Genomic DNA, 12,559 nt, shown 5'->3' with positions numbered 1-12,559 from the left:
TGACAGTTAGATCCTCACCGCACCTGCCGCGCCGGCTCAATCAGCTCGGGCCGCCGTCCGGACAGCCGCTTGTGCATGTGGACCATGAAGGCCATGGCAAAGATCGGCGTCGCCAGATTGACGACCGGGATCGAGACGAAGGCTGCGATGAAGAGGCCCGCGGTGAAGATCGTTGCTGCATTGTCGCGCCGCATTGCCTTGGCGTCCTCCGGCGAACGGAAGCGCATCGCGGCGAGCTCGAAATATTCACGGCCCAACAGCCACGCGGCGGCGAGGAAGAAGATCAGGAACCCTGCGCCGGCCAGGAACACGAACGGCAGCGCGATCAGATAGACCACGATCGTCAGCAGCGCGGTCTTGATGCCCTCGAGGATCGCCTGGTTGAACGGCAGCGCCGCGCCCGGCCGCTCGGCAGGATAATATTCGCGCTCGACGATATCGGCGACGTCGTCGACGAAGAAGCTCGCCACCAGCGAGGTGATCGCCGGCATCAGAAAGACGCTGCCGAACACGACGCCAAGACCGGCCGCGATCGAGATGATCCAGGCGAACACCTCCAGCGACGAGTGCCAGCCAGGCCCGAGCAGGCCCTCCAGCCAGACCTCGCCATAGGTCGCGAACCAGCTCAGCAGCCGCTGCAATCCGATCGCGAGCACGATGATCAGCACCAGTGCAAGCCCGATCGATCGCCACAGGATCGAGCGCATCGGCGACGATATCATTTGCGACAGCGCCTTGACGGCGGCATCCAGCATGGGAACCTCTCACGAAACCACCCGCGAGAAGTAGACACCCCGGGTCGCTTCGGCAAGAGAGGCTGACCTGCTCTGATTGCGTCATAAGCACTCTCGCTCCTCATCCTGAGAGGAGCTTGCGTAGCAAGCGTCTCGAAGGATAGAGACCCCGGAGGTGACAGCCGGGCCTTCATGGTTCGAGACGCGCGCGCCGCGCTCCTCACCATGAGGGACTCCCGCGGGCCGGAGCGGCCGTGGCGTGCCCGACGTTTCCGGCGATGCAGATCCCGCGACCGGCTACCAGATCTTCCTCAATGGCGTCATGACCACGATCGGCGGCACCAGCGCAGTTGCGCCGCTCATGGCCGGACTGATCGCCCGCATCAACGAGGCCACGACCAAGAAGTTCGGCGAGACGGTCGGCTTCATCAATCCGCTGATCTACGCCTCGCATGCGCAAGGCGTGTTCCGTGACGTCACGCAATAACGACATCACCGGCTCGCTGCACGGCATGTACAAGGCCGGCCCGGGCTGGGACGCCTGCTCCGGTCTCGGCGTTCCCGACGGCGCGGCGCTGCAGGATTTGCTGGCTGCCTGAGTTAGAGCAACTCTCTCCTCCGTCATTGCGAGGAGCCCTTGCGACGAAGCAATCCAGAGTCTCCCGCGAAGGCAGACTGGATTGCTTCGCTGCGCTCGCAATAACGTGCGGAGGGAGCTGAGGATCACACCGTGTCCAGCGCCTTGCCGCGCACGTTCGGACCGTTCAGCGCCATTGCGATCACCACGAGCAGCATCGTCACGGTGATCAGGCTGAACACGCCGATGACGCCGTCAGTCGTGCCGATGCCCGTGCTTCCGCACCTTCGCCGGCTTGCTCTCTCCCGTCGGGATCATCACCACACGTCCATAACGGACGCCACGCTCCGCGATGATGTGATCGGCAAAGTGCCTGACCTCGGCGGCGTCGCCGCGCAGCGCGGTCATCTCCATGCAATTATTGTCGTCGAGATGGACGTGCAGGGTCGCCAGCGCGAGGTCGTGATGGCCGTGGAATTCCTGCACCAGCCGTTTTGAGAGATCGCGCGCGGCGTGGTCGTAGACATAGACGAGGCCGGCGACGCAAGCGCCGCTCTGCGCCGTGTCCTTGCTCGATTGCTGCAGTCCGGCGCGGGCGAGGTCGCGAATGATCTCTGAGCGGTTCTGGTAGCCGCGCGCTTCGGCTGCGGCATCGATCTCCGCCAGCAAATCGTCCTCGATCGTGATCGTAATCCGCTGCATCAGGTCCTCTCCGCGCGCCTCGCCCGTGGGCGTTGAACCGTAGCCCGGATGGAGCGCAGCGCAATCCTGGGCAGTGCCGATATGATAGCAGAACCCGGATTTCGCTTCGCTCCATCCGGGCTACGCGGTTTTTAGCTGTTCACAGCCGCGTCGCGCGCAGCCGCAGGGCATTGCCGACCACACTCACCGACGACAGCGCCATCGCCGCGGCCGCGATGATCGGCGACAGCAGCACACCGAAGGCGGGATAGAGAATGCCGGCCGCAATCGGAATGCCGGCGGCGTTGTAGATGAAGGCGAAGAACAGGTTCTGCCGGATGTTGCTCATCGTCGCCTGCGACAGCTTTCGGGCGCGGACGATGCCGGTGAGGTCGCCCTTGAGCAGGGTGATGCCCGCGCTTTCCATCGCCACGTCAGTGCCGGTGCCCATGGCAATACCGACCTCGGCCGCGGCCAGCGCCGGTGCATCGTTGACACCGTCGCCGGCCATCGCGACGCCGCGGCCGGCCTTTTGCAGCTTCGTCACCACCGCGCTCTTCTGGTCCGGCAGCACCTCGGCTTCGACGTCGGCGATGCCGAGCCTTCGCGCGACGGCTTCGGCCGTGGTGCGGTTGTCGCCGGTCAGCATGATCACCTTGATGCCTTCGGCCGCGAGCGCCCTTAGCGCATCAGGGGTCGAAGCCTTGACCGGATCGGCGATGGCGAACAGTCCGGCGAGCTTGCCGTCGATCGCCATGTTGATGACGGTGGCGCCGTCGCCGCGCAGGCGTTCCGCCCCCGCGCCAAGCGCATTTATGTCGATGCCGATCGATGTCAGGTACTTGGCGTTGCCGAGCACGATTGTCTTGCCATCGACCTTGCCGGTCGCGCCCTTGCCCGTCGGCGAATCGAATTGCTCGACCTGGCCGAGAGTGAGCTCTTTCTCTTTCGCGGCGCGCATGATGGCATCGGCGAGCGGATGCTCGCTGGCGCGCTCGACGCTGGCTGCAAGCCGAAGGATGTCATCCTCGGCAAAGCCGGTCGCGGGTACGATCGCGACCACTTTCGGCTTGCCTTCGGTCAGCGTGCCGGTCTTGTCGACCACCAGCGTGTCGATTGTCTCCATCCGCTCCAGCGCCTCGGCGTTCTTGATGAGAACACCGGCTTGCGCGCCGCGGCCGACGCCGACCATGATCGACATCGGGGTCGCCAGGCCCAGCGCACAGGGGCAGGCGATGATCAGGACGCTGACGGCGGCGACGAGGCCGAAGGCGAGCCTCGGCTCCGGGCCGAACCAGGCCCAAGCGACGAAGGCGGTGACTGCGACGGCGATCACGGTCGGTACGAACCAGCCGGCGACCCGGTCCGCCAGCCGCTGGATCGGCGCGCGCGAGCGTTGTGCATCGGCGACCATCTGCACGATCTGCGACAGCAGCGTCTCGCGGCCGACCTTGTCGGCGCGCATGATGAAGCTGCCGGACTGATTGAGCGTGCCGGCGATGACCTTTGCACCGACCTCCTTGGTGACGGGCATGGATTCGCCTGTGACGAGCGATTCATCGAGCGAGGAGCGGCCTTCGAGGATGACGCCGTCGACCGGCACTTTTTCGCCGGGACGTACGCGCAAGGAATCGCCGGCGTGCAGAGAATCGATTTCGACCTCATGCTCGCTGCCATCAGGCTCGACGCGCCGTGCGGTCTTTGGCGCGAGCTGCAACAGCGCCTTGATCGCGCCCGAGGTGGCATCGCGGGCCCGCAGCTCCAGGACCTGGCCGAGCAAAACCAGGACGGTGATGACCGCGGCTGCTTCGAAATAGACGGCGACCGCGCCCTCATGGCCGCGGAAGGTGGTGGGGAAAATCTGCGGCGCGATGGTGCCGATCAGGCTGTAAACATAGGCTACTCCCGTGCCCATCGCGACCAGCGTGAACATGTTGAGGTTGCGCGTCAGCAGCGACTGCCAGCCGCGCACCAGGAACGGCCAGCCGGCCCAGAGCACCACTGGGGTCGCGAAGACGAGCTGGATCCAGTTCGACAGCACCGGCTCGATCCAGTTGTGCGGACCGGCGAGGTGTCCGCCCATCTCCAGCACCACAGGCGGCAGCGCCAGCGCGCCACCGATCCAGAACCGCCGCGTCATGTCGGCGAGCTCCGGATTGGGCCCGGTCTCCAGGCTCGCGACCTCCGGCTCCAGCGCCATGCCGCAGATCGGGCAGCTGCCGGGGCCGACCTGGCGGATCTCCGGATGCATCGGGCAGGTGTAGACCGTGCCCGCCGGCATCTCCAGCTCGGGCGTTTTCTCTTTGGCGAGATATTTGGCCGGATCGGCCGCGAATTTGGTGCGGCACCCGGCCGAGCAGAAATGGAATGTTTCGCCCTGATGCTCGAAGCGGTGCTTTGAGGTCGCGGGATCGACCGTCATGCCGCAAATGGGGTCGAGGACTTTTGGTGCGGCTCCGCCACGGTCATGGTCAGCATGATCGCCTTGGCCGCCGCAGCATCTGGAATGCGTGTCGCCGTGGTGATGATGGTTGTGGTCCGCGTCGTTCATTCCTGCACTCGGCTCTTGTAACCCATACCTGGTACGGGTATATAGACGCCATGCGCAAGGACATCAAGGCATCCGTCGGAAAACGTCTCGGCCGGATCGAGGGCCAGGTTCGCGGCCTGTCGAAAATGGTCGAGGAGGACCGCTACTGCATCGATATCGTCACGCAGATCTCGGCAGTGCGCGCTGCGCTCCGCCGGGTCGAGGAAGAGGTTCTGAAGGACCACGTCGCCCATTGCGTCGAGCATGCGATTGCGAGCGGGGACAAGGCGGATCAGCGCGAGAAGATCGCGGAGCTGATGGCGGTGATTGGACGGGCGGAGCGGTAGGCTCTCACAGTCGTCATTGCGAGCGCAGCGAAGCAATCCAGAATCCCTCCGTGGAAGGATTTCCGGATTGCTTCGTCGCTTCGCTCCTCGCAATGACGACGGCGGGAGCGATGGTCTAAGCCGCGATCTCTTGCGCCCGCGCACGGTGCATCGCGAGCTCGTTCAGCAGCACAAATTGACCGGAGAAGGTGGCGTCCATCTCACGCATCATTTGCTCAGCCGGAATTTTACCCGGCGTCTCTTCGTCAGCCGCTTCAGGAACGAGCGGCGGCGCACGGAGCGCTTCTGGAAACACACCGAATGAGCCCGCTACCTCCTCGAGCGGCTTTTGCTTGTCGGCCCAATGCAAGGCTGTGTAGTCGAAGCCGTGCACGATGGTGGGTTTGACCACTTCGAAATAGGGCGAGATGTCGAAGTCGCGGGGCATGTAGAGCGAGGAATCGCGGATGTGCAGGATCTCGCGGCGCGCGGCGCGGCTGCCGGCTTTGGTGATCTTGGGCAGGATCGGATAGCGCACCGCATCGAACGCCTGCGCGATCAGCGCCGAGCAGATGATCTTCGTCGGATCGCCCGAGCCGATTGCGATCATGCGTCGCCGCCAGCGTTGCGGTATCGGCAGAGGAAACAGGAACCGCATCAGATCGACGATGTTCTTGGTGTCGTAGCCGAAGCCGATGCGGTTGATCGCATAACGGCACACCGTGGTGCGGTCCTCGTAGGACAGCCCGACCGGGCGACAGATGCGGGTGTGGTAGGGGAAATATTTCGACAGCGGCGCAGAGGTGACGCCCTCGCCGATATTGGCCTCGATCAGCACGTGCGGCTCGCCGTCGGGCTCGACCGCGCCTTCGACCGGGCCGACATAGAGTGCGGCATGCGACCAGGTCGACTGCGTCAGATATTTGATGATGCCGGAGATGCGGTTGTTGCCCTCGACCAGCATGACATCGCCGGGCTGGATCACGCCGCGGAGATGCTCGGGGTCGCTCGGCGTGAAAGGCTCATAGCCCGGCACCTCCTTCGAGAGATACGCGGCAATCAACTTGCCGACTGAATCCAGGACCGTCCCCATATCGAACTCCCCCAGGCCTTTCCGGCCGCTTTTTTCCTTCTCTATCATGGTCGAAACGTGTTGCCATCCGGTTCATCAGTCTGTGAGATCAAGCACGATTGATTCACCATGATAGTTGCTGCGCAACATCAGATGCGGCAAAGTTCGCCTGCTGTTCCCGTTCGCCGCAAGTCTACGGAAACCATGACATGACAATCACGCGCCGCAGCTTCCTATCGGCGTCGGCGGCCGTTGCCGCGATGCCGGTCCTGGGCGCAACGGCCGCGCCGCTTCCGCGCGAGGCTGACATTGTCGTGATCGGCGCCGGCGCGGCCGGAATCGCTGCAGCGCGGCGCGTCATGGCGGCCAATCGCAGGGCCGTCGTGGTGGAGGCGGCGTCGCAAATTGGCGGGCGCTGCATCACTGACAGCACCACCTTCGACGTGCCGTTCGATCGCGGCGCGCGCTGGATGCACAATCCCGATACCAATCCGATGATCCGGCTGGCGCGTGCTGCCGGCCTCGATGTCTCCCCGGCACCGTCGGGCCAGAAGATGCGCATCGGCCGCCGCAATGCGCGCGCGGGCGAGACCGAGGAGTTCCTGGCGGCGCTGGTGCGCGCCAATCGTGCCATCGACGAAGCCGGGCGCGGCAAGCTCGATACGTCCTGCGCGTCGGTCCTGCCAAAAGATCTCGGCGATTGGTCGGGCGCCGCCGAGTTCGTGCTCGGTGCGAGTTTTGCCGGCAAGGATTTGAAAGAGCTATCGGCGATCGACAAGGCGCGTGCGCAGGACCGCAATGCCCCGATCGCCTGCCGCCAGGGTCTGGGCACCCTGATTGCCAAGCTGGGCGAGCAGGCGCCGGTTGCGCTTGCGACACCAGCGAGCCGCATTGTCTGGAGCAATCGCGACGTCAGTGTGGAGACGCAAGCAGGCAAGATCGTCGCGCGCGCCGCTATCATCACGGTCTCGACCAATGTGCTCGCCGGCGGCGCGATCAAGTTCGCGCCCGACATCCCCAAGCGCACGCTCGACGCCGCGTCAAAGCTTACGCTCGGCAGTTACGATCACATCGTGCTGCAACTGCCGGGAAATCCGCTCGGGCTCTCGCGCGACGATATCCTGATCGAGCAGAGCAACTCGACGCGCACCGCGCTGATGTTCGCCAATATCGGCGGCTCCTCGCTGTGCTCGATCGACGTCGGCGGCTCGTTCGGCCGCGATCTCTCCGAGCAGGGCGAGAAGGCGATGGCGGCCTTCGCAAAGGAGTGGATCACGAAGCTGTTCGGCAGCGAGGCGGCGGCCAATGTGCAGAAGGCCGCTGTGACGCGCTGGAACGCCTCGCCCTATGTGATGGGCGCGATGTCGGCGGCCTCGCCCGGCGGCCAGCTGTCGCGAAAAGTCCTGACCGAGCCGATCGGCAACATGTTCCTCGCCGGCGAAGCCACGCATGAGACGCTGTGGGGCACGGTCGACGGCGCCTGGGAAAGCGGCGAACGCGCCGCGGACGCCGCGCTCCGCAAGATCGGTGCGCTGAAGGATGAGCCGGCCGAGGTGCCGACGCAATCGACCAAACGCCGCCGCGCGCCGCGGTAGTAGGCGAACTAACGCAAAATCCCGTCCAGCACCGGCAGCCCGGCGATCACCGCGATCGCAATCAGTGCATAGCAGATGCCGCGGAATATCGCTTCGCTGGCGCGGCCGAACAGTGATGCGCCGAAGGCGACGCCGATCGCGTAGACCGGGCCGACGATCAGCGACAGCACGAGGACTCGCGGGAGATCAATCCCGTCGTGGCATAGCTGGCCATCGAGAAGAAATCCGACGCGCCGAAGAACAGCACGATATTGGCGCGCGCGACGACGGGAGCAATGGGGCGGCCGAGCCAGTAGCCAACGATCGGCGGCCCGCCGGTCTGCGCCAGTCCGCTGCAGAAGCCGGAGAGGGCGCCGATCCCGACCGAAAGCCAGGCGTGGTCCTTGCCGCGATAGCGCCAGCCCGACAGCAGCAGCAGAAGCAGCGCGGCCACGAAGCAGGAGATGATCCAGCGCGTGGTGACGGGTTCGAGCACGCTGAGGAAATAGGTGCCGACCGGGACACCGACCAGCGCGCCCAGCACGATCACGGCCGTGGCCTTGCGGTCGGCCTTTCGCCACGCGTCGGGCAGCAGCGGCGCGGCAGCAACAAAATCGATGACGAGGAGCAGTGCTGCGACCAACCGCGGTGCCGCGACGCTGCTCGCCAGGGGCATGAAGATCAGCGCCGAGCCGAAGCCGGAGAAGCCGCGCGCGGTGCCCGAAACGAAAGCGATGGCGCAGAGCGCCATCGCGATGGTGAGACTGACGTCCTTGGGAAGGAAGTCGGCGAGGGTCATGCTTGACAATTTTGAGCATGATGGTTTCCGAAAACCGCTTCACACTTTTCGCCATCATGCTCGCAGAGAGCCGCCGGTCTTCTTCGTGACCTCCGCCACGATCTTCGCAGCGACGGCCTCGATCTCCTGATCGGTCAGCGTCTTCTCGCGCGGCTGGATCGTTACCGCGATGCCGATCGACTTCTTGCCGTCGTCGATGCCCTTGCCCTCATAGACGTCGAACACGTTGACGCCGGTGATCAGCTTCTTGTCGACGCTCTGCGCGGCGCGCACGATGTCGCCGGCCTTCACGCCGCGGTCGACGATGAAGGCGAAATCGCGCGACACCGGCTGAAATGCCGAGAGCTCGATCAGCGGCTTGGCGCGCGTCGGCTTCTTCTTGGCTTCCGGAATGCGGTCGAGGATCACCTCGAACACCATCAGCGGGCCGTCGGCGCCGAGCGCCTCCAGCGCGCGCGGATGCATCTCGCCGAAAGTGCCGAGCACGTTCTGCGGCCCGATCTGGATCGTGCCGGAGCGGCCCGGATGCAGCCAGGCGGGACCGCCGGCGATGATCTGAAGTGCCTGCATCGGCGCGCCGGCAGCTGCCAGCACCGCGAGCGCATCGGCCTTGGCGTCGAACACATCGGCCTGCGCCGAGCCCGACCAGTGCCGTCCCAATCCGTCCGACGACGCAAGACCGCGACGCACGCCGCTCGCGGCCATGAACTGATCCTGCGGGCGATCGCCCCTGAACACCTGACCGACCTCGAACAGCACGACGTCGCCAAAGCCGCGATCGGCATTGGCCTGCGCGGCTGCGACCAGGCCCGGCAGCAGGCTCGGCCGCATGTCGGAGAGATCGGCGGCGATCGGGTTGGCGACTTCCAGCTCGCGCTCGCCGCCCCCGAACAGCTTTGCCGCGGGCTTGGTGATGAACGACCACGTCACGGCCTCGGTCATGCCGCGGCTCGCGAGCGCGCGCCTGGCGCGGCGGGTCCGAAGCTGCAGTGGCGTCAGCACGGATTTGCGTGCGTCCTCGCCGCGCTCGAACGGCGTCATCGGCACCTTGTCGACGCCGTAGATACGGATGACCTCCTCGACGATGTCAGCCTTCCCATGCACGTCAGTGCGCCACGACGGCACCGCGACCTTCACCACCGGACCCGGGCCGGCCATCATGAAACCGAGATGCGCCAGGATACGCTTCATTTCGACCTGCGGCACCTCGATGCCGGAGAGGCGCTTGACCTCGGTGAGCGGGAAATCGATCACGCGATCGTCGCCGAAAGTTTTGCCCACCACGACGTTCTCTGACGGCGTGCCGCCGCACAGCTCCAGCACGAGCTTGGTCGCGAGCTCCAGCCCCGGCACCATGAAGGCCGGGTCGACGCCGCGCTCGAAGCGATAGCGCGCATCGGAATTGATGCCGAGCTTGCGGCCGGTCTGGGCGACGTTGATCTCGTTCCACAGCGCCGATTCGATCAGCACGTCGGTGGTGTTCTCGTCGCAACCCGAGGCTTCGCCGCCCATGATGCCGGCCAGCGATTCGACGCCGTGTTCGTCCGCGATCACGCAGATCGAGGGATCGAGATTGTAGGCGCGGCCGTCGAGCGCGAGCAGCGCTTCGCTGTCGCGGGCGCGGCGCACCACGAGATTGCCAACCACCTTCCTGGCGTCGAACACGTGCAGCGGACGCGCGCGGTCGTAGGTCATGAAGTTGGTGATGTCGACCAGCGCATTGATCGGGCGCAGGCCGATCGCGGTCAGCCGCTTCTGCAGCCATTCCGGCGACGGGCCGTTCTTGACGCCGCGCACGAGGCGCAGCGCGAAGCCCGGACACAGCGTCGCGTCCTCGACCGTGACCTTCACCGGGCAAGGGAATTCGCCCTTGATCGGCTTGATCGATGCGTCCTTGAACTTGCCCATGTCGGCGGCGGCGAGGTCGCGCGCGATGCCGTGCACGCCGGTGCAGTCCTGCCGGTTCGGCGTCAGGTTGATCTCGATCACGGGATCGCCAAGGGCCGCCCATTCGGCATAGCCGGTGCCGATCGGCGCATCCGCCGGCAATTCCATGATGCCGTCATGGTCGTTGGAGATCTGCAGCTCGGCCGCCGAGCACAGCATGCCGCGGCTCTCGATACCGCGGATCGTGCCGACGCCGAGCGTGATGTCCTTGCCGGGGATGTAGGTGCCGGGCGGCGAGAACACGCTGACGAGCCCGGCGCGCGCATTCGGCGCCCCGCACACGACCTGCACCGGCGCGCCACCGTCACCGGTGTCGACCATGCAGACCCGCAGCCGATCGGCATTGGGATGCTGCTCGGCCGAGATCACCTTCGCAATGGTGAAAGGCTTCAGCGCCTTCGCCTTGTCCTCGATGTTCTCGACCTCGAGCCCGATCATGGTGAGCTTGTCGGCGAGCTTTTCCAAGGGCTCGTCGGTGTCGAGATGATCCTTCAGCCAGGAGAGGGTGAATTTCATGGCTGCTTTTTCTCCACGGAGGCGGTCTGCTCCTCTCCCGCTTGCGGGGAGGGTTGGGGTGGGGTTTCTCCGCGACGGTAGTCGCGATTGTTTCGAGAACGCCGGCCCGATTGGTCATGACGTCGAGATTGCTGAAGCGGAGCACCTTGAGGCCCTTCGCCTCGATCGCAGCAGAGCGACGCGCATCGGCGCGCTCGCCTTCATTCGAGAAGTGTTGGCCGCCATCGAGCTCGATCACGAGCTTTGCCACGTGGCAGATGAAATCGGCGACGTAGCGTTCGATCGGCACTTGGCGGCGGAAGCTCGCGCCATTCAGCCGGTTACCGCGCAGCTCCGACCAGAGGATCTGTTCGGCATCAGTCGAGCTGCGCCTGAGCATCCGCGCGTTGGCTCGCAGCTTGGCCGGCACTTTCCAGGCCGGTTGTTCAGGATCGACCATTGGCAGCCCCATCGAGGAGATACCCTCACCCCAACCCTCCCCGCAAGCGGGGGAGGGAGCCCGACCTGTCGAGCAGTAAGAGAATACGTGCCCACGAGCTGAACGCCGCGCGCTCGCTCCATCCATTCCCTTTCCCGCTTGCGGGAGAGGGGCAGGGAGAGGGTTCCCGCCGCGGAGGGAAGGGAGAGAGCCTTCGCAAGCTCTTGTCCGAACGCGAGCATCACGAGCTCAGCCCTCCGGCAAGGGTCGGCACCTCGAGCGGCTTGAAGCCGTAATGGTTGAGCCAGCGGACGTCGTTGTCGAACAGCTGGCGCAAATCGGCGATGCCGTATTTCAGCATGGCGATGCGGTCGATGCCCATGCCCCAGGCGAAGCCTTGGTACTCGTCGGGATCGATGCCGCAGGCGCGCAGCACGTTCGGATGCACCATGCCGCAGCCGAGAATCTCGAGCCAGTCCTCACCTTCGCCGAAGCGGATCTCGCCCTTGTCGCGGCGGCACTGGATGTCGACTTCCAGCGACGGCTCGGTGAACGGGAAGAACGACGGCCGGAAGCGCATGTTGATGTGGTCGACCTCGAAGAATGCCTTGCAGAACTCGTGCAGGATCCATTTGAGGTGGCCGAGATGCGAGTGCTTGTCGATGACGAGCCCTTCGACCTGGTGGAATTGCGGCGTGTGCGTCGCGTCGGAATCGATGCGGTAGGTGCGGCCCGGGCAGATCACGCGGATCGGCGGCTTCTGGGTGAGCATGGTGCGCACCTGAACCGGCGAGGTGTGGGTGCGCAACAGCATGCGCGAGCCGTCTTCCTTCGGATGGAAGAAGAACGTGTCGTGCATCTCGCGCGCCGGATGGCCTTCCGGAAAATTCAGCTTGGTGAAGTTGTAATCGTCGGTCTCGATGTCGGGGCCTTCGGCGACCGAGAATCCCATGTCGGCGAAGATCGTGGTCAGCTCGTCCCAGACCTGGCTCAGCGGATGGATGCGGCCGGCCTCGGCCTGGGCATCGCGCAGCGGCAAGGTCACGTCGACGGTTTCGGATGCCAGCCGCGCATCGAGTGCTGCGGACTTCAGCAAATCGCGCCGTGCGGCGAGCGCCTCGGTGACCTTGTCCTTGGCCTGGTTGATCGCCGCGCCCTGGACCTTGCGCTCGTCGGGCGACATCTTGCCCAGCGTGGCAAGCAGCGCCGAGATCGAGCCCTTCTTGCCGAGGGCTGCGACGCGCACCGCTTCGAGTGCGGCTTCATCGCCGGCGGCGGCGATCTGGTCGAGGATGGATGTTTCGAGCGTTGCGAGGTCGGACACAGTCAAATCCTTGCTGCCAAATTCGGCTGGGTTGTCGCCGCCCGAAGGCGGTAACGTCAAG

Annotated in this window: 10 protein-coding genes and 2 pseudogenes; 4 read left to right on the top strand and 8 right to left on the bottom strand. The window is 65.1% G+C overall.

Annotated features, from left to right (window positions below):
- Positions 1 to 14: 14 nt before the first annotated feature.
- Entirely contained in the window at positions 15 to 755 is a 741-nt protein-coding gene (locus ACTGJ9_RS05475; protein ID WP_456676240.1) for a sulfate transporter family protein, read from the bottom strand.
- Positions 756 to 993: 238 nt separating this feature from the next.
- Here ACTGJ9_RS05475 and ACTGJ9_RS05470 point away from each other — a divergent pair, with 238 nt between their 5' ends.
- On the top strand, positions 994 to 1,221 hold the full coding sequence (locus ACTGJ9_RS05470) for a hypothetical protein (RefSeq protein ID WP_456676239.1): 228 nt from the start codon (positions 994 to 996) through the stop codon (positions 1,219 to 1,221).
- The gene (locus ACTGJ9_RS05465; protein ID WP_456676238.1) at positions 1,205 to 1,333 is read left to right on the top strand and encodes a hypothetical protein; all 129 of its coding nucleotides are present in this window, start codon (positions 1,205 to 1,207) and stop codon (positions 1,331 to 1,333) included. Before ACTGJ9_RS05470 ends, ACTGJ9_RS05465 begins: the two co-directional genes overlap by 17 nt.
- A gap of 233 nt (positions 1,334 to 1,566) precedes the next feature.
- Here ACTGJ9_RS05465 and nikR read toward each other — a convergent pair whose 3' ends face one another.
- Complete coding sequence (gene nikR / locus ACTGJ9_RS05460) at positions 1,567 to 2,013, bottom strand: nickel-responsive transcriptional regulator NikR (protein ID WP_456676237.1); 447 nt, start codon at positions 2,011 to 2,013, stop codon at positions 1,567 to 1,569.
- Positions 2,014 to 2,152: 139 nt separating this feature from the next.
- Positions 2,153 to 4,543, bottom strand: a complete 2,391-nt coding sequence (locus ACTGJ9_RS05455; RefSeq protein ID WP_456676236.1) for a heavy metal translocating P-type ATPase — start codon at positions 4,541 to 4,543, stop codon at positions 2,153 to 2,155.
- 50 nt (positions 4,544 to 4,593) lie between these two features.
- Between ACTGJ9_RS05455 and ACTGJ9_RS05450 the strand changes: the two genes are divergently transcribed.
- On the top strand, positions 4,594 to 4,869 hold the full coding sequence (locus ACTGJ9_RS05450) for a metal-sensitive transcriptional regulator (protein WP_007598521.1): 276 nt from the start codon (positions 4,594 to 4,596) through the stop codon (positions 4,867 to 4,869).
- 115 nt (positions 4,870 to 4,984) lie between these two features.
- On the opposite strand, the gene ACTGJ9_RS05445 is transcribed toward ACTGJ9_RS05450, so the two are convergent.
- Complete coding sequence (locus ACTGJ9_RS05445; RefSeq protein WP_456676235.1) at positions 4,985 to 5,941, bottom strand: YiiX/YebB-like N1pC/P60 family cysteine hydrolase; 957 nt, start codon at positions 5,939 to 5,941, stop codon at positions 4,985 to 4,987.
- A 188-nt stretch (positions 5,942 to 6,129) separates the two neighbouring features.
- Between ACTGJ9_RS05445 and ACTGJ9_RS05440 the strand changes: the two genes are divergently transcribed.
- Entirely contained in the window at positions 6,130 to 7,515 is a 1,386-nt protein-coding gene (locus tag ACTGJ9_RS05440; protein ID WP_456676234.1) for a flavin monoamine oxidase family protein, read from the top strand.
- A gap of 8 nt (positions 7,516 to 7,523) precedes the next feature.
- On the opposite strand, the pseudogene ACTGJ9_RS05435 reads toward ACTGJ9_RS05440, so the two are convergent.
- The 4 genes and pseudogenes from ACTGJ9_RS05435 to pheS form a co-directional block, all read right to left on the bottom strand.
- Positions 7,524 to 8,293 (bottom strand): annotated as a pseudogene (locus ACTGJ9_RS05435) (sulfite exporter TauE/SafE family protein).
- Positions 8,294 to 8,347: 54 nt separating this feature from the next.
- The gene (pheT, locus tag ACTGJ9_RS05430) at positions 8,348 to 10,756 is read right to left on the bottom strand and encodes a phenylalanine--tRNA ligase subunit beta (protein ID WP_456676233.1); all 2,409 of its coding nucleotides are present in this window, start codon (positions 10,754 to 10,756) and stop codon (positions 8,348 to 8,350) included.
- Between the two features lie 136 nt (positions 10,757 to 10,892).
- A pseudogene (locus ACTGJ9_RS05425) lies at positions 10,893 to 11,135 on the bottom strand (endonuclease domain-containing protein); the annotation flags it as partial.
- A gap of 280 nt (positions 11,136 to 11,415) precedes the next feature.
- Entirely contained in the window at positions 11,416 to 12,498 is a 1,083-nt protein-coding gene (pheS, locus tag ACTGJ9_RS05420) for a phenylalanine--tRNA ligase subunit alpha (protein WP_456676232.1), read from the bottom strand.
- Between the last annotated feature and the right edge of the window lie 61 nt (positions 12,499 to 12,559).

The sequence above is a fragment of the Bradyrhizobium sp. RDM12 genome (assembly GCF_051917485.1).
Taxonomy (GTDB): Bacteria; Pseudomonadota; Alphaproteobacteria; order Rhizobiales; family Xanthobacteraceae; genus Bradyrhizobium.
This window is presented reverse-complemented; position numbering and strand designations above follow the sequence as displayed.

Coding starts and splice junctions, on each gene's coding strand:
- ACTGJ9_RS05475 (WP_456676240.1), bottom strand. CDS start 755: ATGCTGGATGCCGCCGTCAAGGCGCTGTCGCAAATGATATCGTCGCCG.
- nikR (WP_456676237.1), bottom strand. CDS start 2,013: ATGCAGCGGATTACGATCACGATCGAGGACGATTTGCTGGCGGAGATC.
- ACTGJ9_RS05455 (WP_456676236.1), bottom strand. CDS start 4,543: ATGAACGACGCGGACCACAACCATCATCACCACGGCGACACGCATTCC.
- ACTGJ9_RS05450 (WP_007598521.1), top strand. CDS start 4,594: ATGCGCAAGGACATCAAGGCATCCGTCGGAAAACGTCTCGGCCGGATC.
- ACTGJ9_RS05445 (WP_456676235.1), bottom strand. CDS start 5,941: ATGGGGACGGTCCTGGATTCAGTCGGCAAGTTGATTGCCGCGTATCTC.
- ACTGJ9_RS05440 (WP_456676234.1), top strand. CDS start 6,130: ATGACAATCACGCGCCGCAGCTTCCTATCGGCGTCGGCGGCCGTTGCC.
- pheT (WP_456676233.1), bottom strand. CDS start 10,756: ATGAAATTCACCCTCTCCTGGCTGAAGGATCATCTCGACACCGACGAG.